Origin of the sequence: Pseudooceanicola nanhaiensis (assembly GCF_020171315.1) — a bacterium.
Classification (GTDB): domain Bacteria; phylum Pseudomonadota; class Alphaproteobacteria; order Rhodobacterales; family Rhodobacteraceae; genus Pseudooceanicola; species Pseudooceanicola nanhaiensis_A.
Map to the genome: position 1 here is coordinate 104,310 of NZ_JAIUZP010000011.1, position 26,838 is coordinate 131,147.

Genomic DNA, 26,838 nt, shown 5'->3' on the forward strand with positions numbered 1-26,838 from the left:
AACAACCGCGAAGCCCCTGCCCCGGTTCCCGTAAAAGTGGCGTTCAGAGCGGACGGCGCCACATCTCGCCGATGAGGTCCACGCCGAAGGAATGATGCGGCGCCACCTCCTGCAGCTCGAACCCGCGGGCGCCGTAGATGCGCCGTGCGCCGGTCAGGCAGTCCTGCGTCCAGAGCTCCATTTCGCGGTAGCCCGCCGCCTTCGCGAAGGCGATGCAGGCCTCCACCAGCGCACTGCCCACGCCTTTGCCGCGGGCAAAGCTCTCCACGTGCAGCAGGCGCAGTTTGGCCACGCCCTCGGCCCCGGCCATGCAGAAGACCGCGCCCGCGCGCTGCCCCTCCACCTCGGCGATCCAGCCGCGCTCGCGCGCAGGGTCCAGCGTCTCGGCGAAATCCGCGAGGATGCGCAGGACCAGCGCCTCGTATTCGCCGTTCCAGCCATATTCCGCGGCATAGATCGCGGACTGGCGGTCGATGACCCAGCCCATGTCGCCGGGGGCCAGCTCTCTCAGGGTGACACTCACAGGAACTGCTCGCTGATCAGGCGCTCCTCCAGCCCGTGACCGGGATCGAAGAGGATGCGGTGGGTGACCGTCGGGTCGGAATGGATCTCGACCCGCACCACGTTGCGGACCGAGCGGCTGTCGGCATCGGCCATGACCGGGCGCTTCTCGTGCTCCAGCACCTCGAAGGTGACATGGGCCCGCTTGGGCAGCAGTGCCCCGCGCCAGCGGCGGGGCCGGAACGGCGCGATCGCCGTCAGGGCCAGCACATCCGAGCCGATCGGCAGGATCGGCCCGTGGGCGGAATAATTGTAGGCGGTGGAGCCCGCGGGGGTGGAGAGCAGCGCCCCGTCGCAGACCAGCTCTTCCATCCGCATCTTTCCATCCACGTGGATGCGAAGCTTGGCCGCCTGCGGCCCCTGCCGCAGCAGCGAGACCTCGTTGATCGCCAGCGCCCGGTGCTCCTTGCCGTCGGCGCGCGTCGCGGTCATGGCGAGCGGGTTCACCAGCGCCTCCTCGGCGCGGCCCAGCCGGTCGATCAGCCCGTCCTCGTGATAGGCGTTCATCAGGAAGCCGACGGTGCCCCGGTTCATGCCATAGACCGGCGCCCCCAGCGACTGGGTCCGGTGCAGCGTGGCCAGCATGAAACCGTCGCCGCCAAGGGCCACGATCACGTCGGCCTCGGATTCGGGCACGTCCCCGTAGCGCGCCACCAGCGCAGTACGCGCCGAGCGCGCAAGCGGCCCGCGGCTGGCGGCGAAGGCGATCTTCAGGCTCATCCCGTCCCACTCTTCTTCTGGTCTTTCCGTCATTTAGAAGCACAGGACGCCCCGAATGACCAGTCATGGCCGCTTTGCGGGTGCGCTGTGCCGTTTTCGCCCCTTTCCGTGGCGACCGCTTTTCTGTAAACCGCGCCCATCTTAACGCCCCGACTGCCATTCGGAGATGCAGACATGAAAGACGCAGGCTTCTTCACCACCCCGCTCGAAGAGCGCGATCCCGAGATCTTCGGCGCCATCCGCGACGAGCTGGGTCGCCAGCGGGACGAGATCGAGCTGATCGCCTCGGAAAACATCGTTTCCGCCGCCGTTCTGGAAGCGCAGGGCTCGGTCCTGACCAACAAATACGCCGAAGGCTACCCGGGCAAGCGCTACTACGGTGGTTGCCAGTACGTCGACGTGGCCGAAACCCTGGCCATCGAGCGCGCGAAAGAGCTGTTCAACTGCAAGTTCGCAAACGTGCAGCCGAACTCCGGCAGCCAGATGAACCAGGCTGTCTTCCTCGCGCTGCTGCAGCCGGGCGACACCTTCATGGGCCTCGACCTGAACTCGGGTGGTCACCTGACCCACGGCTCGCCGGTCAACATGTCGGGCAAGTGGTTCAACGTCGTCTCCTACGGCGTGCGCCAGCAGGACGAGATGCTCGACATGGACGCGATCCGCGAGAGCGCGCGCGAGCACAAGCCCAAGCTGATCGTCGCCGGCGGCACCGCCTACTCCCGGATCTGGGACTGGGCCGAGTTCCGCGCCATCGCCGATGAAGTGGGCGCCTACCTGATGGTCGACATGGCCCACATCGCGGGCCTCGTGGCCGGCGGCGTGCACCCCTCGCCGATCCCCCACGCCCATGTCGTGACCACCACCACCCACAAGTCGCTGCGCGGCCCCCGTGGCGGCATGATCCTGTGCAACGACGCGGACATCGCCAAGAAGATCAACTCGGCCGTGTTCCCCGGCCTGCAGGGCGGCCCGCTGATGCATGTCATCGCCGCCAAGGCCGTGGCCTTCGGTGAAGCGCTCAAGCCCGAGTTCCAGGACTACGCGGTTCAGGTCGTCGCCAACGCGAAGGCCATGGCAGACCAGCTGATGAAGGGCGGGATCAACGTCGTCTCCGGCGGCACCGACAACCACCTCTGCCTCGCCGACCTGCGTCCCAAGGGCGTGACCGGCAAGGCCGCAGAGGCCGCCCTGGGCCGTGCGCACATCACCTGCAACAAGAACGGTGTGCCCTTCGACCCCGAGAAGCCCTTCGTGACCTCCGGCATCCGTCTGGGCGCCCCGGCCGGCACCACCCGCGGCTTCGGCGAGGATGAGTTCCGCCAGATCGCGGACTGGATCGTCGAAGTGGTCGATGGCCTTGCGGCCAACGGTGAAGAGGGCAACGACGAGGTCGAGGCCAAGGTCCGCGGCGAAGTCGCAGCGCTCTGCGCCCGCTTCCCGCTCTACCCCGAAATGTAAGGTGCAGGCGGGGGCTCCGGCCCCCGCCCCCTGACATGGCCTCTGACCTGGCACGGGATCTTCCCATCGAAGCACGGGCCGAAGCATGGCTTTCGGCCCGCCTGCCCGGATCCCTCGGGGTCTGGGTTCTTTTCGTCGTGAAGCAGCTCTGGGCTTGTCTCTTCGGCCTGTCGATCCTCGCGGCGATCATCCTCTCCAAGGCGATCTGGCAGGCCGACTGGCCGATCTGGCGCTATGACGCGCTGGTGGTCTTTGCGGTGGCCATGCAGGGGCTGATGCTGGCGCTCAAGCTCGAGTCCAAGCACGAGGCGCTGGTCATCCTGATCTTCCACATCACCGGCACGGTGATGGAGCTTTTCAAGACAAGCGCAGGCTCATGGGCCTATCCGGAGGCGGGCTATCTCAAGATCGGAATGGTGCCGCTCTTCACCGGGTTCATGTATGCCTCTGTCGGCAGCTACATGGCGCGGGCGATCCGGCTCTTCGACATCCGCTTTGCCCCCTACCCGCCGTTCTGGACCACGGTCCTGCTGGCCACCGCGATCTACGTGAACTTCTACAGCCACCACTTCCTGCCCGACGCGCGGGTCGTGCTCTTCGCGGGCACGGTGCTGCTCTTCTGGCGCACAAGGGTGCACATGCGGCTGGGGGGCTCGGGCGAGGTGACGATCCGCCTGCCGCTGGCGGCGCTGGCCACGGCCTTCGGCCTCTGGATCGCCGAGAACATCGGCACCTTCACCGGCACATGGCTCTACCACGGCCAGAGCCCGTGGGATCGGGTCCGGCTGGGCACGATGGGATCGTGGTACCTGCTGATCTACGTGGCCTTCGTGACGGTGACGCTGGTCTACCGCGACATGCTGCTGCGCGAACCGCTGGTCAAAGCCAGCCGCGCCAGCGGGCCACGACAAGACAGATCGCCAGGAACAGCAGCAGATTGAACGCGACGGAGCCGAGCACCTCGAGGATCATGCCAATGCGGCGGTCCTTGGGGTCGATCGTCTCCAGTGCACGGGTGAGCCGGCCAAAGGCCTTGTCCACACCCGCCGGGTCGATCTGCACCGCCAGCTTGGGATTGCCCATCAGACCCTCGGCCGCGACAAGTTCCGCCCCTGCCTTGCGGGCATAGCGCGGCAGGCGGCGCCCCGCCTTGCGCAGCGCGGGGGACAGCTCCTCCGCCTGCACCGACAATTGCGTGTGAAACAGCTTCAGCACACGCGCCTTGCGGGTGTGAAACGCATTGGTGTCAATCACTTGTCGCTCCTTCTGCGGGCTCAGGTTAGACCCGCCGCGCAGCCGCCACAAGGCCCCCTGCCGACCCATGCAGGCGCATCGGCCCCTCTGGCGGCGGGCCGGGCGCTGCGCTATGCAGGGGCATGCTGAACACGATCCTCCACGGTGAGCCCACCGAGAACCCCACCCTCGTCATCGTTCACGGCCTCTTCGGCTCTGGCCGGAACTGGGGCGTGATCGCCAAGCGCCTGTCGGAAGACCGGCAGGTGATCGCCGTGGACCAGCGCAACCACGGGTATTCGCCGTGGTTCGACGCCCATGACTACGAACACATGGCCGCCGACATCGCCGAGGTGATCGAACAGGGCCCGGGCCGCGCCGACGTGCTGGGCCATTCCATGGGCGGCAAGGCCGCCATGGTGCTGGCCCTGACGCGGCCCGAACTGGTGAACCGGCTGGTGATCGCGGATGTGGCGCCCGTGGCCTACAGCCACGACCAGAACCAGAACATCGACGCCATGCGCTCGGTCGACCTGTCGAAGGTCGAGCGGCGCTCGGACGCGATGGCGCAACTGGCCGAGGTGCTGGACGACGCCACCCTGCCCTCGTTCTTCACGCAGTCGCTCGACGTGCCCGAGAAACGCTGGCGGTTGAACCTCGACGTGCTGGAACGCGAGATGCCCAAGATCATCGGCTTCCCCGAGGTGGGCAGCCCCTTCGGCGGGCCGACGCTCTTCCTGTCAGGGGCCAACAGCTCCTACGTGAAGCCCGAGTACCGGGACCGGATCAAGGCGCTCTTCCCCAAGGCGCGCTTCGCCAAGATCCCCGGCGCGGGCCATTGGCTCCACGCCGAGAAACCGCGCGAGTTCGAGCAGACCGTGGGCGCCTTCCTGCGGGCCTGAGCCCTACTCCACCATCTTCTTCGCGACGAACCACGACACCGGCAGTGCCAGCACGAAGCCGGTCGCGGCGGCGGCGAGGATCGGCACCAGCGTGTCATAGCCCGCCACGAGGACGGCAATCACCGCCGTCCCGGCCAGCGTGGTCGAGATGAGAGAGAAGAGGATCGAGGCAAGGCGCATCATCGTCAGGGTCTCCTGTCACAGGGTCCCCAGACACATAGCGATTCCAGAATGCGACTTCCTTGATCTGTGTCAGCCCGGCGCCGCTGGGGACGCCGGGCTGCATGTTTCAGAGGTTGGTCACATGCACCGCAGGCCGGTCGCCCATGCACCACTTGCCCTCGATGGCGCGTTCGACCTGCGCCGCCAGTTGCAGCAGCAGCCCGTCGTTGCCCTGTGCCGCCTGCGCCTGAATGCCGAGCGGCAAGCCATTGGCGTGTTTCGCCAGCGGCATCGACAGGCCGGGCGTGCCGCAGAGGTTGTTCAGCGGCGTATAGGCGAAGAAACCCCAGAGGTTGCCGAACCAGTCCAGCGCCGAGGGGTTCTCGGTGATGGTCAGGTATTCGGTGGTGCCGATGGGGGGCGTCTCGCGGGCCGTGGTGGGCGTCAGGATGATGTCCCAGTCCTCGTAGAAGGCCCCGAAGGCGCGCGAGGTCTCGTTGAAGGCCAGCTCCATGTCGGCGCGTTCGGTGTAGCCTGCGTTGATGCCCTGCTCCCAGATGCGGATGTTCATCGGCTCGATCAGGTCGGCGGGCGGCGAGTCGAGGCCACGGGCCCGCAGCATCCGGTTCACCGTCTGGGCAAAGTTGGTGATGTAGCAGGTGGTCTGCGCGGCATAGGCCTTTTCGAAGTCGACCTTGGGCGTGACCCATTCCACGTGGTGGCCCAGCGTGGCGAGGAAGGCCGCGACGCGCTCCAACTCCGCCGCGATATGGGGCGTGGCGCTGTAGGGCCCCCATTCGTGCGAGACGGCGATGCGCAGCGGCTTGGGGTCGCTCTCCACCAGTGTCAGGAAGGGCGTGTCGGGGTGCCAGTAGGGCATGAACTCGCCCGGCGCGCCGCCCCGGCAGGTATCGACGAAGGCCGCGGTGTCGCGGACCGAGCGGCTGATGCAGCCCTGGGTCGAAACGACGGAGGCGAAATCCGAGGAATAGGGCGAGATCGAGAAGGTCCCGCGCGAGGATTTCAGCCCGATCGCGCCGCAGGTGCCCGCCGGGATGCGGATCGAGCCGCCCCCGTCCGTGCCGTGCGCAATCGGCAGCACGCCCGCGCCCACCATGACGGCAGAACCGGCGGAGGAACCGCAGCTGGTGAAATCCGTGTCCCACGGGTTGCGGGTGACATACATCGCCGGGTTCTCGGCCGAAGAGCAGCATCCGAATTCCGGCGTCGTGGTGCGCCCGATGATGTTGAGCCCCGCGGCCTTCATCTTGGTGACGAGGAAACTGTCGCTGGCCGGCCGGTTGCCCTGCATGAAGAAGGAGCCCTGTTCCTGAAGCCGTCCGCCCAGCGTGGGGCCAAGATCCTTCAGCAGGAAGGGCAGCCCGGCAAAGACGCCCTCCGGGTCCGCGCCGTTGACGGTGGCATCGGCCACCGCGTCGTCGAAGACCTCGACCACGCCGCAGATCGCTTCGTTGACGCCGCTGATTCCCGCCGCGACCTGCGCCGCCAGCTCCTCCGCCGAGACCTCGCCGGCCTTCACCTTCTGGGCTAGACCGATGCCATCGTGGCTGAACCACTCTTCCCAGCTCATCGTCAGCGTCATGAATTATCCTTTATGATACAGAGGCTTATCTCGTGAAATCAGGCGCTTGCCGCGGCCTGCGAGGGCGGTGTCCCGTGAACGCTAGGCCGATTGTCGACAATGGTCAATTCGCTCTTCACCGGGATTTTCGCAGCCCCGCAGGCTCTGCCTAATCGCAGGGCAATCGCTTCGCCAGCCGGGACTCGACGATGTGGCGCGGCGCGAATGCGCAGATTGAGGATTGACGACAATTGTCAAAGTGCCGTCTTTTTGACGGAGATGCGGGCCAGCCCGACGCTTGTCCGATGGCCGCATCGCCCGAATGCCCGGTCCCGGCGATCCTGCCCCGGACCGCACCATCCGCACACGGAGACGCCCGATGACCCTTCCCGATCTTCCCTTCGATGCGCAGCAGATCGTCGCCGGGCTGAAGCCCTGGATCGAATGCGAGAGCCCCACCTACGATCCCGCGGCGCTGGCCCGGATGATGGACCTCGTGGCCTTCGAATGCGCCGCCATCGGCGCCTCGGTCGAGATCATCCCGGGCCGCATGGGCTGTGGCCCCTCGGTGCGCGCGAAGATGCCCCACAAGGATCTGGGCAAGCCCGGCATCCTCGTCTCCGGCCACATGGACACGGTGCACCCCATCGGCACGCTGGCCAAGAACCCGTTCCGGGTGGAGGGCGACAAGGCCTATGGCCCCGGCATTCAGGACATGAAATCCGGCAATTACATCGCGCTGGAGGCGATGCGCCAGATCGCCCGCGCCGGGCTGGAAACGCCCCTGCCCGTCACTTTCCTCTTCACCCCCGACGAAGAGATCGGCTCGCCCGCCACGCGGGAACTGATCGAGGGCGAGGCGCTGAAGAACAAGTATTTCCTCTGCCCCGAGCCCGCGCATCTGAACAACGCCGTCACCACCGGCCGCTATGCGATCGCCCGGTTCGAGATCACCTGCTCCGGCAAGCCCAGCCATGCGGGCGCCAACGTGAAGGGCGGCATCTCGGCGGTGCGCGAACTGGCGCACCGGATCATCGAGATCGAGGCCATGACCACCGAGGATTGCACCTTCTCCTGCAATGACGTGACCTCGGGCCAATGGGTGAACTGCGTGCCCAGCTTTGCCCGGGCGCAGGTGCTGTCCATGGCGAAGAAGCAGGAAGACCTCGATGCGGGCGAGGCCGCGATGCTGGCGCTTGCGGGCACCCGCAACGGGGTGGAGTTCACCGTGAAGACCACCGTCGTGCGCCCCGTGTGGGAGAACGAGCAGCCCGAGACAATGGCGCTCTACGAGATCGCCAAGGGGCTGGCCGCCGAGATCGGGATGGAGCTGCCCTATGTCTCCTCCGGCGGCGGGTCGGATGCGAACTTCTCGGGCGCGCTGCGCATTCCCTCGCTCTGCTCCCTCGGCGTCTCCGGCGCGGGCCTGCACACGCTGGAGGAGCATATCGACATCGCCAGCATCGTGCCCCGCACCCGCCTGCTGGCCGGGCTCTTCATGACGCTCGAAGGCTGAGCCCCCCTGAGCCCACCCCTGAGCCCACGCGCAGACCGGCGGCCCGGACCGGGCCGCCCGACAAGACCTCCCGGAGGCCGAATGACACCGACCCAGATGCAGGGTGCCGAGATCGACATTGGCGCACTGTCCACCCCCTTCACGCCGATGACCGCCGAGGAGGCCGCCGAGGTCGCCCGCGACCTCTATGGGCTGGAGGGCGATCTGAAACGCTTTGCGACCGAGAAGGACGATACCTTCCGGCTGCGCACGCCTTCGGGCGCCTATGTCCTGAAAATCGCCAACCCGGGCGAGAGCGCCGAGGAACTGGACCTCCAGATCAAGGTGCTGCGCCATATCGAGCGGACCGACCCCGGCCTGCCGGTGCCGCGCATCTTCGCGGACCGCGACGGGAACGATCAGCCGATCATCCTCGACCGGACGGGTGCTGCGCGACGGGTGCGGCTGATGAGCTTCCTCGACGGGACGCTCCTCGACACGACGGAGCCGCTGGCGGCGGAACTGCCGGTGATCGGGCGCATGTGCGCGCGGCTGCGGCTGGCGATGGCCGGGTTTTCGCATCCCGGTGCGCAACGGGTCGTGGCATGGGACGTGCGGCAGCTGCCCGGCCTCGGCACGCTGCTGGCGGATGTGAAGGACCCGGGCCAGAAGGCCATGCTGGAGGCCGGATACGCCCGCTACATGGACCTCTTTCCGCGGATCGACGCCCTGCCCCGGCAGGTGGTGCACAACGATTTCAGCCGCTCCAACCTGCTGGTCGACCGCTCCGGCCCCGCGAACCTCGTGGGGATCATCGACTTCGGCGACACGGTGGAGACGGCGATTGCCATCGACATCTCCACCGCGCTGCTGAACCAACTGCCCCGCGACGCCGCCGAGAACCCAGTGGAGGATCTGCTGGCCGCGCCCAAGGCGGTGCTGCAGGGGTATCTGGAGGTCGCCCCCCTGACCGATGAGGAACGCGCCCTGCTGCCCCACCTCGTCATGGGCCGGGTCATTGCCCGCGCGCTGATCACCCTGTGGCGCGCGCGCGAATTCCCCGACAACGAAACCTACATCCTACGCAACACGGAACAGGGCTGGGCCCAGCTCAACTGGTTCCTCGCCCGCGATCCCGACGACATCTCTGCGCTGCTGGCCTGAGCAGCCCATCCGAAAGGCCCCCCCGATGACCTCTTCGATCTCCACCCGCGGCAAGATGGTGAACGCCTTCGACCCGAACAGCCTCTACCATCTCGACCCGCTGCGCCGGGCTGCCATTGAACGGCGCACCCGCCTGCTGGGCCCCGCCTACCGCCTGTTCTATCAGGACCCGGTGGAGGTGCGCGAAGGCCGCGGCACAAGGCTCTTCGACAGCGAGGGGCGCGAATACCTCGACGCCTACAACAACGTGGTCTCCGTCGGGCATTGCCACCCCAAGGTGGTGGAGGCCGTGCACAAGCAGATGTCCACCCTCTGCACCCACACGCGCTATATCCAGGAAGGCATCCTCGATTACGCCGAGGCAATGCTGCCGACCTTCGGCGGGCGGATCGCGGCGGGCGGGCACATGATGTTCACCTGCACCGGCTCCGAGGCCAATGACCTCGCCATGCGGATCGCCAAGCATTACACCGGCCATCAGGGGATCATCATCACCCGCGAGGCCTACCACGGGAATTCCGACCTGACGGCGGGCTTCTCTGCCTCGCTCGGCACCTCCTCGCCGCTGGGGGCGTGGGTGCGCACCGTCTCCGCGCCCGACAGCTACCGCGAGGACCCGGCGACGCTGGGCCAGCGGATGGCCGAAGAGGTCGCGGAACAGGCATGGCACCTCAAGCGCAACGGCAACGGTCTGGCCGCCTTCATCGCCGACAGCCTGTTCTCCTCCGACGGGATCTATGCCACGCCCGAGGTGCTCAAACCCGTGGCCGATGCCGTCCATGCCGCAGGCGGGCTCTTCGTCGCGGACGAGGTGCAATCGGGCTTTGGCCGGTCGGGCGATGCGATGTGGGGCTTCCAGCGCCACGGGATCGACCCGGACATCGTCTCGATGGGCAAGCCCATGGGCAACGGCTACCCGGTGGCCGGCATCGCGCTGGTGCCCGAGATCGTCGAGAAATTCGGCAAGGACACGCGCTATTTCAACACCTTCGGTGGCAATGGCGTGGCCATGGCCGCCGCGCAGGCGGTCTTTGACGTGATCCGCGAGGAGAACCTTCAGGAAAACGCCCGCCTGCGCGGGCAGGAGATCCAGGACGGCTTCAACCGGCTGGCCGAACGCTTCGAGGGCATCGGCGACGTGCGCGGCGCCGGGCTCTACATCGGGGTCGAGCTGGTCACGGACCGGGACAACAAGATCCCCGATGCCGATGCCGCCACGCGGATCGTGAACGGCCTGCGCGAAAAACGCGTGCTGATCTCGGCCACCGGGCCCGATGCCAACGTGTTGAAGATCCGCCCGCCCGTGGTCTTCACGGAAGCCGATGTAGCGTGGCTGCTCGCCGCCTCGGAAGAGGTGCTGTCGCACGTCTACGGCTGAGACGCCCCTGTCGGTGCCCGTCAAAGTGGCGGGCCCCCAAGGGCCGTCGCGTAAAACGGCAGTGGCCCGGCGCGGGCCATTGACGCCGGGGCAGACCCGGCTTGGATTGTCGACACATCGGAACACGCCGGAACAGACCGGCCCGGCCCTCTCCACCCCTCACCTGCAACATCAGACTGGAAGACCCGCGATGCCCCTCAGCGCAGACCTCAAAGAGAAGATCCTGAAATCGGTGGACGACGGCTTCGATGAGCAGACCGCCTACCTCAAGACGCTGGTCTCCTTCGCCTCGCAGCGTGGTGAGGAAGTGCCGATGCAGGAGTTCATCTACACGGATTTCGCCGAACGCGGCCTGACGATGGACCGCTTCGCCATGGACGAGGCGGCGCTGACCGCTCACGAGGGCGGCGCCCCCTTCTCCGCCACCCATTCCAAGGCCCCGATCGTGGTGGGGACCCATCATCCCAAGGAGGCCAAGGGCCGGTCGCTGATCCTGCAGCATCACCTCGACGTGGTGCCGATCGGCCCGCGCGAGATGTGGGAACATGACCCCTACGCCGCCGAGATCGTCGACGGCTGGATGTACGGCCGCGGCGCGGGCGACATGAAGGCCGGCGCCTCGGCCAACGTCTATGCGCTGGAGGCGCTCAAGCGGATCGGCCTGCAACCGGCGGCCACCGTCCACCTGCAATCGGTGGTCGAGGAGGAATCGACCGGCAACGGCGCGATGCAATGCTTCCTGCGCGGCTATACCGCCGAGGCGGCGATGATCCCCGAGCCCTCGAACATGACGCTGGCACGCGGCGCGCTCGGGGTTCTGTGGTTCGAGGTGCTGGTGCGCGGTTTCCCGACCCACGTCAGCGTCATGGGCACCGGCAACAACGCCATCGACAGCGCCTATCGCCTGATGGGCGCCCTGCGCGAGGTCGAGGAGAAGTGGAACGCCGAGAAGGATCAGCACCCCTACTGCGCCCATATGGAGCACCCGATCAACCTGAACATCGGCAAGATCGAGGGCGGCGACTGGGGCTCCTCCGTGCCGGCGTGGTGCAAGTTCCAGGTGCGTGTGTCGATCTACCCGGGCCAGAAGGCACAGGACAAGCTGAAGGAGATCGTGGATCACGCCCTCGCCTTCGCCAAGCAGGACCCGTTCCTCGCGCAGAACCTGCCGACCTTCACCCAGAACGGCTTCAACTCCGAGGGGTTCATCCTCGAACCCGGCTCCGAGGCAGAGGAAACGCTGGGCCGCGCCCACGAGGCGACCTTCGGCACGCCGCTCGAAAGCTTCACCACCCCGGCCTATATCGATGCCCGGGTCTATGCGCTCTACAACAAGATCCCCGTGCTGAATTACGGGCCCGAGGGCAGGCTGTCCCACGGGTTCGATGAATGCGTGAACCTCGAATCCCTGCGCCGGACGACCCAGTCCATGGCGCTCTTCATCGCCGAGTGGTGCGGCACCGAAGACATCTGACCTGCACTCAGGTCATGGCGCTGCGCCCCCGGCCACCCCGTGTGGCCGGGCCTTTGCGTTTGGGCCTGCGGTGAAGGCGCGCAACTTACGCCGCACCGCAGAATGCACGGAAATTGGGCAAATCGGCAACATATTAACGCTTTGATTTTGCTTATATTTATTCATTTCTGCATTTGCACGACAGTCATATGACAGGAATCTCCGACTGTCCTCGGGTTCATCGTTGCCTCGCAAAAAACTTCGGTCCTATCCTCTGGAATGATGATTGACGACAATCGTCGAATAATAATCTCAAAGTCTGTCAGGGAGACTGAAATGCTCACCAAAAGTTTCTGCAGCAACCTGCTGAAGCCGACGATGCTGGCGCTTGCGCTTGGCACCGTGTCCGGCGCCGCCGTTCAGGCACAGACCATCACCGCCGTGATGCACGCGCCGCTGCGCGCCGTGGACCCGGTCATCAGCACCGCCTACATCCTGCGTAACTTCGGTTACATGATCTATGACACGCCGCTGGCCCTCGACAGCGCCGGCACCCCGCAGCCGCAGATGGCCAGCTGGGAAGTCTCCGAGGATGGCAAGACCTACACCTTCACCCTGCGCGACGGCCTGACCTTCCACGATGGCGCCCCCGTCACCGCGGCAGACGTCGTCGCCTCGGTCACCCGCTGGAGCAAGGTCGACAAGACCGGCCAGGTGATGGCCTCGCTGATGACCGAAATGGTCGCTGTCGACGACAAGACCTGGACCATGACCTTCGGCGAGCCCACCGGCATCGCGCTGATCGCCCTGTCCAAGCCCTCGGGCCTCGCCCCCTTCATCATGCCCGCCTCGGTCGCAGCCACCCCCGTGAGCGAGCCGATCACCTCGACCATCGGCTCCGGCCCCTTCAAGTTCGTCGAAGCGGACTACCGTCCCGGCGTCTCGGCCACCTTCGCCAAGTTCGAGGAATACGTGCCCCGTGAAGAGCCCTCCGACGGCATGGCCGGCGGCAAGGTCGTGAAGGTCGACGAAGTGGTCTGGACCACGATGCCCGACCCGATGACCTCGCTCAACGCGCTGATGTCCGGCGAGATCGACTTCCTCGAACAGACCCCGCATGACCTGCTGCCGGTGATCGAGGGCAACCCCGACATCAGCACCCGTCAGGTGAAGAAGCAGGGTTCGCAGAACCTCGTGCGGATGAACCACACCCTGCCGCCCTTCGACAATCCGAAGTACCGCGAAGCCGTGCTGCTCGCGCTTGGCCAGCAGCCCATGCTGGACGCGCAGGTCGGTGCCGGGTCGGAATACTCGCAGGCCTGTGCAGCGGTCTTCGGCTGCGGCTCGATCTACAACTACGACTACCGCGCGGATGACATCATGTATGCGCATCCCGACAAGGCCAAGGCGATCCTCGACGAAGTGGGCTATGACGGCACCCCGATCCTGCTGATGCACGCCACCGACCTCGCCACGCTGAACCCGCAGGGTCCGGTTATCGCGGCACAACTGCGTGACGCTGGCTTCACGGTCGACATGGTCTCGATGGACTGGGCCTCGGTCGTTGCCCGCCGCGCCTCCAAGGCAACGCTGGCCGATGGCGGCTGGAACATGTTCTCCACCACCAACGTTCTGCCCGACGTGGCCAACCCGATCGGCTTCATCGGCGTCGCGGCTGGCGGCGATTCGGCATGGTTCGGCTGGCCCAACGTCCCCGAGATCGAAGAACTCCGCATGGCGGTCGCACAGACCGCCGACGTGGATCAGCAGATCGAATACGCCAAGAAGATCGACGAACTGGTCATCGACAACGGCGTCATGGTCCCGATGGGCGAACTCTTCAACGTGAACGCCTATTCGTCCAAGCTGACCGGTCTCGTCGAAGCCGAGGCGCCGGTGTTCTGGAACGTCGAAAAGGCCGAGTGATCAAGTATGCTGAGCTTCGTTGTCAAACGGGTCCTCTCGGCCGTGCCGGTGCTGTTCATGGTGGCGGTCATCGTCTTCATGGTGCTGCGCCTGTCGCCCGGTGACCCGGCGGTCATGATCGCCGGCCCCAACGCAACCTCCGAACAGCTTGCCGATCTGCGCGAGAGCATGGGGCTGAACCGGCCGCTGCTCGAACAGCTGCTGATCTGGCTGGGCGACATCGGCCGGGGTGACTTCGGCACCTCGCTCGTGTCCGGCAAGCCGGTGACAGAGCTTGTCATGGACCGGCTGTGGCCGACTCTGGCGCTCAGCACCTCCACGATCATCCTGGCGGTGGCCGTCGCGCTGCCGCTGGGGGTCATCGCGGCCTGGCAGCAGGGCAAGTGGCTGGACCGGCTGGTCATGGCCGGGTCGGTTGTCGGCTTCTCGGTGCCGGTGTTCATCATCGGCTACGTCATGATCCTGATCTTCGCGCGCAAGCTGGGTTGGTTCCCCGTGCAGGGCTACAAGCCCCTGTCCGCGGGATTCGGAGAATTCGCCTCGCGGCTGGTTCTTCCGTCCATCGCGCTGAGCTTCCCCTATATCGCCCTGATCGCCCGCATCGTGCGGACCAACGTGATCGAGGTGATGGGCGAGGATTACATCCGCACCGCCCGGGCCAAGGGCCAGACGGAACGCGGGGTGATGACCGAACACGCGCTGCGCAATGCGGCCGTGCCGATCGTCACGATCATCGGTGTTTCCATCGCCATGCTGATTTCCGGCGTGGTGGTGACCGAGTCGGTGTTCAACATCCCCGGCCTCGGCCGTCTCGTCCTCGAGGCGGTGCTGGCCCGGGATTACACCGTCATCCAGGCCGTGATCCTGCTCTTCTCGACGATCTACGTCTTCATCAACCTCTCGGTCGACCTGCTCTACGGGCTGTTCGATCCGCGGATCCGCTACTGATCTGGCGGCTTGCCGGCCCCCTGCCCCGGGGGCCGGTCCAACGGGGACACGAACACGCGGCCCATCAAGAGCCGCAAGCAACGGACGTACACCATGACCACTGACAGCGGAAACACGATGAAAGCCGAGGAGACACTCGCCCTTCCGGACATGGAAGAGGCGCAGAATGCCTCCGGCCTCGGACAGCTGATCCGCGGCATTCTCTCCACCTGGCCGGCCCGCATCTCGGCCGTGGTCCTGCTGCTGATCATCCTCATGGCGGTCTTCGCCCCCTACCTCGGCACGGTGGACCCGGTGCGGCTTGACCCGTCGCAGCGTCTTCAGGGCTCCACCGCCGCCCATTGGCTGGGCACCGACAGCTTCGGCCGCGATCTCTATTCCCGCGTCGTCTATGGCGCGCGCATCTCCCTCGCCGTGGGGGCCGGCACCGTGATCGTCGCCCTGCTGGCGGGCGTCTTCTTCGGCGTGCTGACGGGCTACTTCCGCTGGGCCGACATCGTCGTCATGCGCTTCATGGACGGCCTGATGGCAATCCCCGGCATCCTGCTGGCCATCGCCCTCGTCGCCATTTCCGGTGCCACGCTGACCACCGTGCTGATCGCCATCTCGATCCCCGAGGTGCCCCGCGTCGCCCGCATGGTCCGCTCGGTTATCATGGGCGTGCGCAACGAACCCTACGTCGAGGCGGCCTCGGTCCTCGGCACCTCCACGATCAAGATGATCACCCGCCACATGCTGCCCAACACGATCGCGCCGCTGATCGTGCAAGGCACCTATATCTTCGCCTCGGCGATCATGACGGAATCGATCCTGTCCTTCCTCGGCGCGGGCGTTCCGCCCGAAACGCCCAGCTGGGGCAACATGATGGCCGATGGCCGTCTCTACTTCCTCGTGAAGCCCGAACTCATCCTCTACCCCGGCGTCATGGTCTCGCTCACCGTTCTGAGCGTGAACATGCTGGGCGATGTTCTGCGCGACCGTCTCGACCCGCGCATGGCCAAACGTATCTGACCGAGAAGAGGATCATCATTATGACGACCACCCCCGACAGCCAAGTCGTCCTCTCGGTCGAGGACGTGACGGTAGACACCCGCCCCAAGGGCAAGAAACCCATCGTGCGCAACATCTCCTTCGACGTGAAGGAAGGCGAAACGGTCTGCATCGTGGGCGAATCCGGCTCCGGCAAATCGGTGACCTCGATGGCGGTGATGGGCCTGCTGCCCAAGGACGCCCTTCAGGTCACCGGCGGCCGGATCATGCTGGATGGCGAAGACATCCTGAAGGTCACCCCCGCCCGGATGCGCGAGCTGCGCGCGGCCTCCGTCGCCATGGTCTTCCAGGAACCGATGACGGCGCTGAACCCGGTGAAGACCGTGGGCGACCAGATCGACGAGGTGCTGCGCCTGCACACCAAGGACAGCCCCGCCGAGCGCAAGAAGAAGGTCCTCTCCATGCTCGACCGGGTGCACCTGCCCGATATCGAGCGGGTCTACAAATCCTTCCCGCACGAGCTGTCCGGCGGGCAGCGGCAGCGGATCGTGATCGCCATGGCGCTGATCCTGCGCCCGCGCCTGCTGCTGGCGGATGAACCGACCACCGCGCTGGACGTGACGACGCAGAAGCAGATCCTCTACCTCATCAAGGAATTGCAGGAGCAGGAGAAGACCGCCGTCGTCTTCGTGACCCACGACTTCGGCGTCGTGTCCGAGATCGCCGACCGCATCGTGGTGATGAACCGCGGCGATCTGGTGGAGACCGGCACGCGGGACGAGATCCTGACCGCGCCCAAGAAGGACTACACCCGGATGCTGGTCTCCTCGGTGCCCAGCCTGATCCCCCGCCGGGAGCCGATCGCGGCCCAGCCGAAGGTGCTGGACGTGATCTCGCTGCAAAAGCGCTACGGCAAGAAGGGCCTGCTCTCCGACAACACCGTGCTGGCGGCGCAGGACATCAACTTCACCGTCCACAAGGGCGAGATCACCGGCATCATCGGCGAAAGCGGCTCAGGCAAGTCGACGGTGGCGCGCTGCGTCATGCGGCTGACCGATCCGACTGAGGGCTCGGTCGTCGTCAACGGGCGCGACATCGTGCCGATGAACAACCTGCGCGACGTGCGCAAGCAGGTGCAGTACATCTTCCAGGACCCCTACCGTTCGCTCAACCCGCGCCGCACCATCGGCCAGTCCCTGATGGAGGGGCTGATCAACTACGGCATGGACGAGGCCGAGGCGAAGAAGCGCGTCGGCGAGACGCTGGAGCTGGTGAACATGCCCGCCTCGGTCATGAACCGCTATCCGCACCAGTTCTCGGGCGGGCAGCGCCAGCGGGTCGCCATCGCCCGCGCCGTGGTGATGGAGCCTGACCTGCTGATCGCGGACGAGGCCGTCTCGGCACTGGACGTGACGGTGCAGGCGCAGGTGCTGAAGCTGCTGGAAGACATCCGCGACAACACCGGGGTGTCGATCCTCTTCATCACCCACGACCTGCGCGTGGCGGCCCAGATCTGCAACACGGTGGTCGTGATGCAGAAGGGCAAGATCGTGGAACACGGCGCGGCACGCGATATCCTCGCCAACCCGCAGCACGCCTACACCCGGGCCCTGATCGACGCGGCCCCGGCCCCGGACTGGGATTTCCAGAACTTCCGGCCCGCCGCAGCCGCCGTCGCGGTCTGACCCCGGACCGCAGAGCAGAACGAAGAAAGGACAGGCAATGCGCATCCTGCTTGCCGGTTTCAACCACGAGACCAACACCTTTGCCGACAGCCGCGCCGATGACGCGGCCTTTGCCCACGGCGGCGGCTTCCCGGGCTTCTGCACCGGCGCGGAGGTCCGCGCGGCGCTGAACCCCGAGGTGAACCTCGCCGGTGCGGGCTTCCTGCTGGCGGCCGAGGCGGCGGGCGACGAAGTGGAAACCCTGCTCTGGACCGCCGCGGTGCCCTCGGGCTACGTGGTGAAGGAGACCTATGACCGGATCGCGGGCGAGATCATCGCCCGGATCGCCGCCGCCCTGCCCGCCGATGCGGTCTACCTCGACCTGCATGGCGCCATGGTGGCCGAACATGCCGAGGACGGCGAGGGCGAACTTCTGGAGCGCATCCGCGCCGTCACCGGCCCCGACCTGCCGATCATCGTCAGCCTCGACCTGCATGCCAATGTCTCGCAGCGGATGATGGACCTGTCGGATGCAATGGTGGCCTTCCGCACCTATCCGCACGTGGACATGGCCGAAACCGGCCGCAAGGCCCATGCGCTGCTCACCCGCCGCATGGCCCATGGCAAGCCTTTCGCCAAGGCCATGGCCCGCATCCCCTATATGAAGCCGATCTGCTGGCAATCGACCGAAGACGCGCCCGCCCGCGACCTCTATGCCCTCGTCGGCACGCTGGAGGCCGAGACCGGCGCGCCCTCCGTCTCCTACTGCATGGGCTTCCCGGCGGCGGACATCCCCATGTGCGGCCCCGTGGTCTGGGCCTATGGCGAAACGCCCGAACAGGCCGCTGCCGCCTGCGATCCGCTGAACGCCGCCGTCGTCGCGGCCGAGATGGATTTCGAAGGGCCGCTCTACACCCCCGACGCGGCGGTAGAGAAAGCGCTGGAGCTGAATACCGCAGGCGTGAAACCTGTGGTCATCGCGGATGCGCAGGACAACCCCGGTGCAGGCGGCTCTTCCGACACGATGGGGCTGATCAAGGCGCTGGTGGCCCATGACGTGCAGGGCGCAAGCGCGGGCCTCGTCTATGACCCCGAGGCCGCCAAGGCCGCCCATGCGGCCGGTGTCGGCGGGCAGGTCACCCTCGCGCTCGGCGGGCGCTCGCCTGCCAAGGGCGACAGCCCCTTCGAGGCGACCTTCACGGTCGAGGCGCTCTCCGACGGCGTGTTCCAGACCAAGGGCCCCTTCTACGGCGGGCGGACCATGGGGCTTGGCCTCTCGGCCTGCCTGCGCATCGGCGGGGTACGCATCGCCGTTGCCTCGGCCAAGGCACAGCTCGCCGATCAGGAGATGCTGCGCTACCTCGGGATCGAACCCACGACCGAGAACATCATCGTCGCCAAGAGCGCGATCCACTTCCGCGCCGATTTCCGCCCCATCGCCGGTGAGATCATCACCGCCGTCGCCCCGGGCGAGATGATGATGCGCTCGACCGACTGGACCTGGCACAACCTGCCCGACGACCTGCGCATGATGCCCGGCGGCCCCACCTTCGCCGAAACGAAGACGCCAGCCAAAACGGCCGCCGACGCCTGAAAGGACCCGCCATGACAGACCTCTGGACGCTTTCCGCCAGCCTGCGCCCGAACGGGCCCCGGTCGCGGCAAGCTTCCGGGGCGCCTGCCGGGTCCCCCGCCCTCCGGTCTCAGATGCCTCCCCCTGCGCCGCACGGCGCGGGGCGCAGGCGTTTGTGCCTCCCCTGATCCCGAAAACACCAGAAAGACACCGCAATGGCAGACACAGCAGACCAGCCCCTCTGGAGCCTCCCCGCAACCCGTATCGCGGCGCTGGTCCGCGCCGGTGAGCTCAGCGCCGTCGAGGTGGCGCAATCCTCGCTCGCGCGGATGGAGGCGGTAAACCCCGCCATCAACGCCGTGGTCGATTGCCGCCCCGAGGAGGTCCTCGCCGCCGCCGCCGCCGTGGATGCCGTCGTGGCCGGGGGTGGCGATCCGGGCCCGCTGGCCGGTGTGCCGGTGACGATCAAGGTCAACGTGGATCAGGCGGGCTATGCCACCACCAACGGCCTGAAGGCGCAGAAGGACCTGATCGCCAAGTCCCACAACCCCGTTGTGGCCAACCTGCTGGGCGCGGGCGCCGTGGCCGTGGGCCGCACGAACACCCCCGCTTTCAGCTATCGCTGGTTCACCAACAACCTCGTGCATGGGCACACCTACAACCCGCGCAACAAGGCGCTGACGCCCGGCGGCTCTTCCGGCGGGGCGGGCTCGGCCACGGCGGCGGGGATCGGCGCCATCGGCCATGGCACGGACATCGCCGGCTCGGTCCGCTATCCGGCCTATGCCTGCGGCATCCACGGGCTGCGCCCGACCATCGGGCGGCTGGCGGCCTACAATGGTTCGGGCCCGGACCGGGCCGTGGGGCCGCAGATCATGGCCGTCTCGGGCCCGCTCGCCCGCACCATCGGGGACCTCCGCCTCGGCTTCGAGGCGATGGCCAAGGCCGATCCGCTTGACCCGTGGTCGGTGCCCGTGCCGCTGGTCGGCCCCTCGGTTGCCAAACGCGCCGCGCTCTGCCTCTGCCCCGATGGGATGGAGACCGCGCCGGAACTGCAAAAGGAACTGCTGGCCGCGGCCGACAAGCTGCGCGACGCAGGCTGGCAGGTGGACGAGTTGGACACGCTGCCCCCGATTGACGCGGCGGTGGCAGTCCAACTGACCCTCTGGATGGGCGACAACTATGCAGGCCAGGTCGCCGCAGCCCAGGCCGAGGGCGATCCCGGCGCCATCGCGGCCCTTGGCGGGCAAAAGGAGTTCGCCGAGTCCCTCGGCGCAATGGACCTGTCGCAGGCGCTGATCGCCCGCATGGGCATCGCGCGGAAATGGGCGCTCTTCCTCGAAGAGTACCCCGTTGTCCTGCTGCCGCCCTCGGCCGAGTTGCCGTTTGCCGACAATCTTGACCTCAAAAGCCCCGAAGACTATCAGCGCGTCTGGACATCGCAGATGGCCATGGTGGGCCTGCCCGTTGCCGGGATGCCTGCCCTGACGCTCTGCACCGGGCTGATGGCGGACAATACGCCGCTCGGCATCCAGATCGTCTCCGGGCGGTTCCGGGAGGACGTGGCCCTCGAAGCCGCCGAGGCGATCGAGGCACGCGGAACGCCTGTTACAATCGCGGAGCCCGCCCCCTGAGCGGGCCGAGCCAACACATGCGAGCCGGGCCGCAGCGCCCGGACAAACGCCAGCCGGGCCCCGCGGCCCGGCCAGCAGACAGAAGGGGGGAGAGATGACCATAAGCAAGCTGCGCCCGGTGACGCGCCAGTCGACCGAGGCCATCGTGACGGAGAACCTGCGCGACTACATCCTGTCGGGCGAAGTGGAGCCCGGCGGTCGCCTGACCGAGATCGCCCTGGCCGAACAACTGGGGGTCGCGCGGTCGACCCTGCGGATGGGCCTGCAACGCCTGGCGGTCGAGGGCATTGTCGTCCAGATCCCCTATACCGGCTGGCAGGTCGCTTCGCTGTCCCCGCAGGATGTCTGGGAGATCTGGACGCTGCGCGGCAGCCTCGAAAGCCTTGCCTCGCGCCTTGCCGCCGCCCGTACCGAGCCCGAGGTCCGCGCCCGTCTCGACAGCGCCATCGAGGGCCTGCTGAGCGCCTGCAAGAGCGGCGACCTGCGCGCCATGACCGATGCCGATTTCGCGTTGCACCGCGCCATCGTCGAAAGCAGCGGCCATCAGCGTCTCGCCTCGCAGTACCGTGTCGTGGAACAGCAGGTGCGGCTCTTCATTGCCACGTCGAACAAGCATGTCGCCGCCGGGCCCGATGACATCATCGCCCAGCACGAGCCCCTGATCGCCGCCCTGCGCGCGCAGGACCCCGAGGCCGCCGCCCGCGCTGCATGGGAACATGACGAGACCGAGGGCGCGCGCCTGACCCGCTGGCTGGAACAACAGACCGAAGCGGTGGACTGAGCCCCCGAAAGGCCCGGCACGGTCGCTCTGATGCCCGCAGTTTCGGCGCGGGCCCTTCGGCCTGCCGCGCCCTTGCCCTCTCCTGCCCTGTCGCGGGTGCGCCGAAATTGACAGCCGCGCCCGGCCTGCGCACCCTATGCGGGTATTTCAGCAGGAGTGTTGGTTATGACCCCTTTCGACATCTGGGCGCCCGTGCTGCGCGCGCCCTTTTCCGGTGACGTGACGCAGGCGATCTCGCCCCGGTTCCTGTCCGACGACATCGCGGGCGTGCCTGAGATCGAAGAGAAGATCGTGACCGAGGTTGCCAGCTACGGCGCGCAGCTTGGCAAGATCCTCGAGGCGCTGCAGACGCTGTCGCAGGCCACCGGCACCCCCCTGCCCGAAATCGACAGGCTTCAGGCGCAGGTCACGCAGGCCAAGGCCGAAAGCCGCGAGGCGATCCGCGCCGAGGCCGAACGGGCCCTGGCGCGGTTGCGTGCGGTGGATGAGGCCGCCTGGCACCGCCTGCGGGAATGACGCGGGTCATTCCGCGACGTAGATCGGCCCCTCGTTGTCCATGGCGTCACGCCCGCCGTCCAGACGGGTGAACATCATGCGCAGCTTGCGGTCGAGATAGCGCTCGATCTTCGGGATCGAGGGGTTGTCCTTCTCGATATAGGCCTTGGCCTGGCGCATCGCGGCTTCCATCTCGATGTCAGGGATATTGGCGATGCGCGGATCGCTCCGATAGCCCTTCACGCCCCAGCGCGGCCCGCCGAGGTAGACGGCGGCGAACATCACCTTGGCGGTGATCTCCTCGGTGCCGCCGACACGCAGCGCGTCATAGAACATGCGGTGTGTGCTCTGCCAGGTGCGGGTGTGGTAATATTCGCCCTGCTCGTTGCCGATGCCGCAGATCGCATCGTGGATCGCCGCCGCGTTCACAAAGGAGGGCGAGGTCGGGCTGCCCACGATGTTGATGAAGACCTTGGGGATCGAGGCGCCGTCGGTCAGCGTCCCGGCGGGCGCGATCCAGGCCTGGTTCAGCCCGTCGACGAAGGTCAGCTTGCGCGACATCGGGTAGAAGGTCAGCGCCCGCCCGTCGAGATGCGTCGGCGTGCTGCCGAGCTGGACCGGCGCGTCGATGAAGCGGCACTCGGGCGAGGTCGACCCGGCGCAGAAATTGCGCGCGGTCGAGACATTGGCCCCGGCCAGTTCGGCACGGGACCCGGGCATGGTGCAGCCCGCGAGGGCCGTTGCACAGAGAAGCGGGACTAGCAGAATTCGCATTGGGAAACCTTGAGAATGGGGATGTTGCTAAAATAGGCCTTTGTCTTCCCTTATCCCACCCTTTCAATCAAGGGGCGAGCGGCACGGCGTCTCTTCGCCGCTGCGTCCCGCCCCGGGGCTGCCTGTTGGGAAGGCGGTCCGCCGAGGCGCCGGTCAGCGCATCCGCGACATCAGGCCGTCGCGCAGGATGAACTGATGGTAGAGCGCCGCGCCCACATGCAGCACGATCAGCAGAAGCAGCAGCGTCTTGAGCGCCTCGTGCACCTCTGCCGCCGCGGCCACGCCCAGAAACCAGGCCAGCCCGCCGGTGAGCGGCAGCAGGATCAACAGCGCGTAAAGCGCCCAATGCGCGACATGGGCCAGCAACCGCAGCACGCGCGGTTCCACCTTCGGCAGCGGGGGAACGCCCTGGGTGAACCGCAGCAGGATGCGCAGAACGGCAAGGACCAGCACCGCGATCCCCGCGATGACATGGGCGTTGGCGCCGAGCGACGGGCCGGGATCGTTCCCTTCGAGCAACTGGCGCCACGCGGTGGAGATGCCGTCCTCGAAGAGGAACTGCGCCGCGACAAGGAGGACGACGATCCAGTGAAGCAGGATCTGGGCACGGGAATAACGAAGGGACATGGCGAACTTTCCTGATGAGGCTGTCGCAACGGTAGGCCCGAAGCCGCCCCGCGCCTAGCGGCGAAACCGCCGCAGGCCCGGCCCATGGGTGACCGGGCCGGGCGGAGGACAGGGCCAGGCAGTGCCCCCTGCCCCGAACGACACAGGGCCGGGGCGCTGTGCCCCGGCCCTGCCGTGATCTCGTGCAACTGGCCCCTCGCCGGGGATTAGTTGTCCATCTTGAGCGCGGAGATGAAGGCCTCCTGCGGGATCTCGACCTTGCCGAACTGCCGCATCTTCTTCTTACCGGCCTTCTGCTTCTCCAGCAGCTTCTTCTTCCGCGTGGCGTCGCCGCCGTAGCACTTGGCGGTCACGTCCTTGCGCAGGGCCGCCAGCGTTTCACGCGCGATCACCTTGCCACCGATGGCGGCCTGGATCGGGATCTTGAACATGTGGCGCGGGATCAGGTCCTTGAGCTTCTCGCACATGGCCCGGCCGCGCATCTCGGCCCGGTCGCGGTGCACCATCATCGACAGCGCATCGACCGGCTCGTCGTTGACGAGGATCTGCATCTTCACGAGGTTGTCCTGCCGGTAGCCCGTCAGGTGGTAGTCGAAGGAGGCATAGCCCTTCGTCACCGATTTCAGCCGGTCGTAGAAGTCGAAGACCACCTCGTTCAGCGGCAGGTCATAGACCGCCATGGCACGGCCGCCGACATAGGTCAGGTCTTCCTGGATGCCGCGGCGATCCTGGCAGAGCTTCAGCACGTCGCCGAGGTATTCGTCGGGCACCATGATGGTGGCCTTGATCCGGGGTTCCTCGACGTGATCCACATGGGTCAGGTCGGGCATGTCCGCCGGGTTGTGCAGGTCGATCTTGGAGCCGTCCTTCATGAAGACGTGGTAGATCACCGAGGGCGCCGTGGTGATCAGCTCGATGTCATACTCGCGCTCGATCCGGTCGCGGATCACCTCGAGGTGCAGCAGCCCGAGGAAACCGCAGCGGAAGCCGAAGCCGAGCGCGGCGGAGGTTTCCATCTCGAAGGAGAAGGAGGCATCGTTCAGTGCCAGCTTCTCGATTGCGTCGCGCAGGTCCTCGAACTCGGCGCTGTCCACCGGGAAGAGACCGCAGAAGACCACGGGGATCGACGGCTTGAAGCCCGGCAGCGGCTTGTCCGCGCCCTTCTTCTCGTGGGTGATCGTGTCGCCGACCTTGGTGTCGCGCACCTGCTTGATCGAGGCGGTGATGAAGCCGATCTCGCCCGGGCCCAGCTCATCCACGTTCTGCATCGCGGGGCGGAAGACGCCGATCCGGTCGATCTGGTGGATCGTGCCGTTCTGCATGAACTTCACGCGGTCATTCTTCTTCATCACCCCGTCCATGATCCGGACGAGGACGACGACGCCGAGGTAGCTGTCATACCAGCTGTCCACCAGCATCGCCTTGAGCGGCGCGTTGCGGTCGCCCTTGGGCGCGGGCAGACGGTGGCAGATCGCCTCCAGCGTTTCGTGGATGCCGATCCCGGACTTGGCCGAAACCATCAGCGCCTCGGAGGCGTCGATGCCGATCACGTCCTCGATCTGCTCCTTCACGCGCTCGGGCTCGGTCGCGGGCAGGTCGATCTTGTTCAGGACCGGGATGATCTCGTGATCCGCCTCGATCGCCTGATAGACGTTGGCCAGCGTCTGCGCCTCGACCCCTTGGGTCGAATCGACCACCAGCAGCGAGCCTTCCACGGCGCGCATGGACCGCGACACCTCGTAGGCGAAGTCGACGTGGCCGGGGGTGTCGATCAGGTTGAGGATGTAGAGCTCGCCATTGTCGGCGATATACTCGATCCGGACGGTGTTCGCCTTGATCGTGATGCCGCGCTCGCGCTCGATATCCATCGCGTCGAGCAGCTGCTCTTTCATCTCCCGTTCGGAAACGGTGTTCGTGGACTGAATCAGCCGGTCGGCCAGGGTGGATTTCCCGTGGTCGATATGGGCAACGATGGAGAAGTTACGGATGTGCGCGAGATCGGTCATGATGGGCAGCATATGCGGGGGAAACGCCCGTTTGGCAAGGGTCTGTCGCAGGGGCGCGCAGCATGTGGCGGCACGTCGCGTCCGCAGCCCCGCCCTGCCTCCCGTTTCGCCGGAATGCCCCGGGTACAACCACCGCACGACCCGCGCGGATCGCGACGCCCGCCTCCGTATTTTTCGAAAAATCCGGTTCGGAAAATTCGAATTTTCCGGGCAGTCCCCTCGGGCGTCTGTGCGCCCCTGACGGCCCTGGGGCCTCTGCCCCGTCCCCACGCCCAGATCGCCCAACCCCGCGCGTGGAGCGGTCGCCCGCTCACCCAACGGAAACGTGAGGTGCCGCACCGGCAGGACGGCCTATCTTTGTGCGCAAACCACAGGGAGAGAGCCCATGCTGCCCAGACGAACCTTCCTCGCCGTGGCCGCCGCAGGTGCGGCGACCACCGTGTTCCGCCCGACCGCGCTGATGGCGCAGGCCGGTGCCTCAGACAGCTATGCCACCGATGGCGGCGAGGTGGTGATCCGCCCCGTCTCGCACGCCTCCTTCGTGATGGAGACGCCCTCGGGCGTGATCTACTGCGATCCCGTGGGTGAGGCCGCGCAATACGAGGACATGCCCGCGCCGGACCTGATCCTCATCACCCATGAGCACGGCGACCATTATAATGCAGACACGCTGGCGGCCCTCGTCGGCGCCTCGACCCAGCTGGTGACCAACCCGGCGGTCTACGAGAAGATGCCCGATGGCCTGAAGGCCCGCGCCACCGCGCTTGCCAACGGCGAGAAGGCCATGGTGATCGGCGTCGATATCGACGCGGTGCCCGCCTACAACACCACCGAGGAGCGCAAGCAGTACCACCCCGAGGGGCGCGACAACGGCTATGTGCTAAACATCGACGGTCTGACCGTCTATATCGCGGGCGACACCGAGGACACGCGGGAGATGCGGGCGCTGACCGACATCGACGTGGCCTTCGTGCCGATGAACCTGCCCTACACGATGACCGAGGAACAGGCCGCCTCCGGGGTCGCCGCCTTCGCGCCCAAGGTCGTCTATCCCTATCACTACCGCGACAGCGACCCGGAGAAATTCGCGCAGCTTCTCTCGGACGAGGGGGCGGAGACCGAGGTTGTCATCGGGCCGTGGTACGGCTAAGCCGCAGGTGACGCAGGGTCGGCCCCGCCGGCCCTCAACCGCGCTGTCATGGACCTGTCACAGGTCGCCCCATTGGGCTTGACGCCATCGGCGTTTGGACATATGCAGCGCGGACGAATTCCGGGGCGCCGCCGCTGGCGGTGCCCTATCGCATTGAAGAGG

Annotated in this window: 24 protein-coding genes; 16 read left to right on the plus strand and 8 right to left on the minus strand. The window is 66.7% G+C overall.

Features of this window, described 5'->3' with window-relative positions:
• Positions 1 to 43: 43 nt before the first annotated feature.
• Entirely contained in the window at positions 44 to 523 is a 480-nt protein-coding gene (locus tag LCM32_RS18000; RefSeq protein WP_224822481.1) for a GNAT family N-acetyltransferase, read from the minus strand.
• Entirely contained in the window at positions 520 to 1,281 is a 762-nt protein-coding gene (locus LCM32_RS18005) for an NAD kinase (protein ID WP_224822482.1), read from the minus strand. The genes LCM32_RS18000 and LCM32_RS18005 overlap by 4 nt, the downstream gene beginning before the upstream one ends.
• A 174-nt stretch (positions 1,282 to 1,455) precedes the next feature.
• Between LCM32_RS18005 and glyA the strand changes: the two genes are divergently transcribed.
• Together glyA and LCM32_RS18015 are read left to right on the plus strand one after the other, a co-directional pair.
• A complete protein-coding gene (gene glyA, locus LCM32_RS18010; protein WP_224822483.1) occupies positions 1,456 to 2,739 on the plus strand; it encodes a serine hydroxymethyltransferase in 1,284 nt (427 codons plus the stop codon).
• Between the two features lie 35 nt (positions 2,740 to 2,774).
• Positions 2,775 to 3,680, plus strand: coding sequence for a DUF817 domain-containing protein (locus LCM32_RS18015; RefSeq protein WP_224822484.1), 906 nt, complete (start codon positions 2,775 to 2,777; stop codon positions 3,678 to 3,680).
• On the opposite strand, the gene LCM32_RS18020 is transcribed toward LCM32_RS18015, so the two are convergent.
• Positions 3,619 to 3,993 carry a hypothetical protein gene (locus tag LCM32_RS18020; RefSeq protein ID WP_224822485.1) on the minus strand — a complete coding sequence of 125 codons (375 nt, stop codon included), beginning with the start codon at positions 3,991 to 3,993 and terminating at the stop codon, positions 3,619 to 3,621. The genes LCM32_RS18015 and LCM32_RS18020 overlap by 62 nt on opposite strands.
• 122 nt (positions 3,994 to 4,115) lie before the next feature.
• On the opposite strand from LCM32_RS18020, the gene LCM32_RS18025 reads away from it, so the two are divergent.
• Positions 4,116 to 4,874: an alpha/beta fold hydrolase gene (locus LCM32_RS18025; protein ID WP_224822486.1), complete on the plus strand. Its 759-nt coding sequence runs from the start codon at positions 4,116 to 4,118 to the stop codon at positions 4,872 to 4,874.
• 3 nt (positions 4,875 to 4,877) lie between these two features.
• Here the strand turns inward: LCM32_RS18025 and LCM32_RS18030 are convergent, their stop codons facing one another.
• Both LCM32_RS18030 and LCM32_RS18035 read right to left on the minus strand, forming a co-directional pair.
• Positions 4,878 to 5,057, minus strand: coding sequence for a CTP synthetase (locus LCM32_RS18030; RefSeq protein ID WP_224822487.1), 180 nt, complete (start codon positions 5,055 to 5,057; stop codon positions 4,878 to 4,880).
• 106 nt (positions 5,058 to 5,163) lie between these two features.
• Positions 5,164 to 6,639, minus strand: coding sequence for an amidase (locus LCM32_RS18035; protein WP_224822488.1), 1,476 nt, complete (start codon positions 6,637 to 6,639; stop codon positions 5,164 to 5,166).
• Between the two features lie 358 nt (positions 6,640 to 6,997).
• Here LCM32_RS18035 and LCM32_RS18040 point away from each other — a divergent pair, with 358 nt between their 5' ends.
• From LCM32_RS18040 to LCM32_RS18095, 12 genes are all read left to right on the plus strand, one after another.
• Entirely contained in the window at positions 6,998 to 8,134 is a 1,137-nt protein-coding gene (locus LCM32_RS18040) for a M20/M25/M40 family metallo-hydrolase (RefSeq protein ID WP_224822489.1), read from the plus strand.
• Between the two features lie 81 nt (positions 8,135 to 8,215).
• Positions 8,216 to 9,277, plus strand: coding sequence for a phosphotransferase (locus LCM32_RS18045; protein ID WP_224822490.1), 1,062 nt, complete (start codon positions 8,216 to 8,218; stop codon positions 9,275 to 9,277).
• A gap of 25 nt (positions 9,278 to 9,302) precedes the next feature.
• Positions 9,303 to 10,655 carry an aspartate aminotransferase family protein gene (locus LCM32_RS18050; protein WP_224822491.1) on the plus strand — a complete coding sequence of 451 codons (1,353 nt, stop codon included), beginning with the start codon at positions 9,303 to 9,305 and terminating at the stop codon, positions 10,653 to 10,655.
• Between the two features lie 190 nt (positions 10,656 to 10,845).
• A complete protein-coding gene (locus LCM32_RS18055; protein ID WP_224822492.1) occupies positions 10,846 to 12,129 on the plus strand; it encodes an ArgE/DapE family deacylase in 1,284 nt (427 codons plus the stop codon).
• Positions 12,130 to 12,444: 315 nt separating this feature from the next.
• A complete protein-coding gene (locus LCM32_RS18060; protein WP_224822493.1) occupies positions 12,445 to 14,034 on the plus strand; it encodes an ABC transporter substrate-binding protein in 1,590 nt (529 codons plus the stop codon).
• A 6-nt stretch (positions 14,035 to 14,040) separates the two neighbouring features.
• Complete coding sequence (locus LCM32_RS18065; RefSeq protein ID WP_224822494.1) at positions 14,041 to 14,982, plus strand: ABC transporter permease; 942 nt, start codon at positions 14,041 to 14,043, stop codon at positions 14,980 to 14,982.
• A gap of 93 nt (positions 14,983 to 15,075) precedes the next feature.
• Entirely contained in the window at positions 15,076 to 15,993 is a 918-nt protein-coding gene (locus tag LCM32_RS18070; protein WP_224822495.1) for an ABC transporter permease, read from the plus strand.
• Positions 15,994 to 16,013: 20 nt separating this feature from the next.
• Positions 16,014 to 17,657: a dipeptide ABC transporter ATP-binding protein gene (locus LCM32_RS18075; protein WP_224822496.1), complete on the plus strand. Its 1,644-nt coding sequence runs from the start codon at positions 16,014 to 16,016 to the stop codon at positions 17,655 to 17,657.
• Between the two features lie 37 nt (positions 17,658 to 17,694).
• The gene (locus LCM32_RS18080; RefSeq protein WP_224822497.1) at positions 17,695 to 19,230 is read left to right on the plus strand and encodes a M81 family metallopeptidase; all 1,536 of its coding nucleotides are present in this window, start codon (positions 17,695 to 17,697) and stop codon (positions 19,228 to 19,230) included.
• 194 nt (positions 19,231 to 19,424) lie between these two features.
• Positions 19,425 to 20,843 (plus strand): amidase family protein, encoded by a 1,419-nt coding sequence (locus LCM32_RS18085; protein ID WP_224822498.1) that lies wholly within the window; start codon positions 19,425 to 19,427, stop codon positions 20,841 to 20,843.
• A gap of 94 nt (positions 20,844 to 20,937) precedes the next feature.
• On the plus strand, positions 20,938 to 21,624 hold the full coding sequence (locus LCM32_RS18090) for a GntR family transcriptional regulator (protein WP_224822499.1): 687 nt from the start codon (positions 20,938 to 20,940) through the stop codon (positions 21,622 to 21,624).
• Positions 21,625 to 21,789: 165 nt separating this feature from the next.
• Positions 21,790 to 22,140: a hypothetical protein gene (locus LCM32_RS18095; RefSeq protein ID WP_224822500.1), complete on the plus strand. Its 351-nt coding sequence runs from the start codon at positions 21,790 to 21,792 to the stop codon at positions 22,138 to 22,140.
• Positions 22,141 to 22,146: 6 nt separating this feature from the next.
• Here the strand turns inward: LCM32_RS18095 and LCM32_RS18100 are convergent, their stop codons facing one another.
• The 3 genes from LCM32_RS18100 to lepA form a co-directional block, all read right to left on the minus strand.
• Positions 22,147 to 22,839: a DUF1353 domain-containing protein gene (locus tag LCM32_RS18100; RefSeq protein ID WP_224822501.1), complete on the minus strand. Its 693-nt coding sequence runs from the start codon at positions 22,837 to 22,839 to the stop codon at positions 22,147 to 22,149.
• 207 nt (positions 22,840 to 23,046) lie between these two features.
• Positions 23,047 to 23,520, minus strand: a complete 474-nt coding sequence (locus tag LCM32_RS18105) for a cytochrome b (protein ID WP_224822502.1) — start codon at positions 23,518 to 23,520, stop codon at positions 23,047 to 23,049.
• A 206-nt stretch (positions 23,521 to 23,726) separates the two neighbouring features.
• Positions 23,727 to 25,526 (minus strand): translation elongation factor 4, encoded by a 1,800-nt coding sequence (gene lepA / locus LCM32_RS18110; protein ID WP_224822503.1) that lies wholly within the window; start codon positions 25,524 to 25,526, stop codon positions 23,727 to 23,729.
• 385 nt (positions 25,527 to 25,911) lie between these two features.
• On the opposite strand from lepA, the gene LCM32_RS18115 reads away from it, so the two are divergent.
• Positions 25,912 to 26,676 carry an MBL fold metallo-hydrolase gene (locus LCM32_RS18115; protein WP_224822504.1) on the plus strand — a complete coding sequence of 255 codons (765 nt, stop codon included), beginning with the start codon at positions 25,912 to 25,914 and terminating at the stop codon, positions 26,674 to 26,676.
• Positions 26,677 to 26,838 lie beyond the last annotated feature (162 nt).

Excerpts from the sequence above, each read along its gene's own strand:
- LCM32_RS18005 (WP_224822482.1), bottom strand. The coding sequence starts at position 1,281 with ATGAGCCTGAAGATCGCCTTCGCCGCCAGCCGCGGGCCGCTTGCGCGC.
- glyA (WP_224822483.1), top strand. The coding sequence starts at position 1,456 with ATGAAAGACGCAGGCTTCTTCACCACCCCGCTCGAAGAGCGCGATCCC.
- LCM32_RS18015 (WP_224822484.1), top strand. The coding sequence starts at position 2,775 with ATGGCCTCTGACCTGGCACGGGATCTTCCCATCGAAGCACGGGCCGAA.
- LCM32_RS18025 (WP_224822486.1), top strand. The coding sequence starts at position 4,116 with ATGCTGAACACGATCCTCCACGGTGAGCCCACCGAGAACCCCACCCTC.
- LCM32_RS18030 (WP_224822487.1), bottom strand. The coding sequence starts at position 5,057 with ATGATGCGCCTTGCCTCGATCCTCTTCTCTCTCATCTCGACCACGCTG.
- LCM32_RS18035 (WP_224822488.1), bottom strand. The coding sequence starts at position 6,639 with ATGACGCTGACGATGAGCTGGGAAGAGTGGTTCAGCCACGATGGCATC.
- LCM32_RS18040 (WP_224822489.1), top strand. The coding sequence starts at position 6,998 with ATGACCCTTCCCGATCTTCCCTTCGATGCGCAGCAGATCGTCGCCGGG.
- LCM32_RS18045 (WP_224822490.1), top strand. The coding sequence starts at position 8,216 with ATGACACCGACCCAGATGCAGGGTGCCGAGATCGACATTGGCGCACTG.
- LCM32_RS18050 (WP_224822491.1), top strand. The coding sequence starts at position 9,303 with ATGACCTCTTCGATCTCCACCCGCGGCAAGATGGTGAACGCCTTCGAC.
- LCM32_RS18055 (WP_224822492.1), top strand. The coding sequence starts at position 10,846 with ATGCCCCTCAGCGCAGACCTCAAAGAGAAGATCCTGAAATCGGTGGAC.
- LCM32_RS18060 (WP_224822493.1), top strand. The coding sequence starts at position 12,445 with ATGCTCACCAAAAGTTTCTGCAGCAACCTGCTGAAGCCGACGATGCTG.
- LCM32_RS18065 (WP_224822494.1), top strand. The coding sequence starts at position 14,041 with ATGCTGAGCTTCGTTGTCAAACGGGTCCTCTCGGCCGTGCCGGTGCTG.
- LCM32_RS18070 (WP_224822495.1), top strand. The coding sequence starts at position 15,076 with ATGACCACTGACAGCGGAAACACGATGAAAGCCGAGGAGACACTCGCC.
- LCM32_RS18075 (WP_224822496.1), top strand. The coding sequence starts at position 16,014 with ATGACGACCACCCCCGACAGCCAAGTCGTCCTCTCGGTCGAGGACGTG.
- LCM32_RS18080 (WP_224822497.1), top strand. The coding sequence starts at position 17,695 with ATGCGCATCCTGCTTGCCGGTTTCAACCACGAGACCAACACCTTTGCC.
- LCM32_RS18085 (WP_224822498.1), top strand. The coding sequence starts at position 19,425 with ATGGCAGACACAGCAGACCAGCCCCTCTGGAGCCTCCCCGCAACCCGT.
- LCM32_RS18090 (WP_224822499.1), top strand. The coding sequence starts at position 20,938 with ATGACCATAAGCAAGCTGCGCCCGGTGACGCGCCAGTCGACCGAGGCC.
- LCM32_RS18095 (WP_224822500.1), top strand. The coding sequence starts at position 21,790 with ATGACCCCTTTCGACATCTGGGCGCCCGTGCTGCGCGCGCCCTTTTCC.
- LCM32_RS18100 (WP_224822501.1), bottom strand. The coding sequence starts at position 22,839 with ATGCCCGGGTCCCGTGCCGAACTGGCCGGGGCCAATGTCTCGACCGCG.
- LCM32_RS18105 (WP_224822502.1), bottom strand. The coding sequence starts at position 23,520 with ATGTCCCTTCGTTATTCCCGTGCCCAGATCCTGCTTCACTGGATCGTC.
- lepA (WP_224822503.1), bottom strand. The coding sequence starts at position 25,526 with ATGACCGATCTCGCGCACATCCGTAACTTCTCCATCGTTGCCCATATC.
- LCM32_RS18115 (WP_224822504.1), top strand. The coding sequence starts at position 25,912 with ATGCTGCCCAGACGAACCTTCCTCGCCGTGGCCGCCGCAGGTGCGGCG.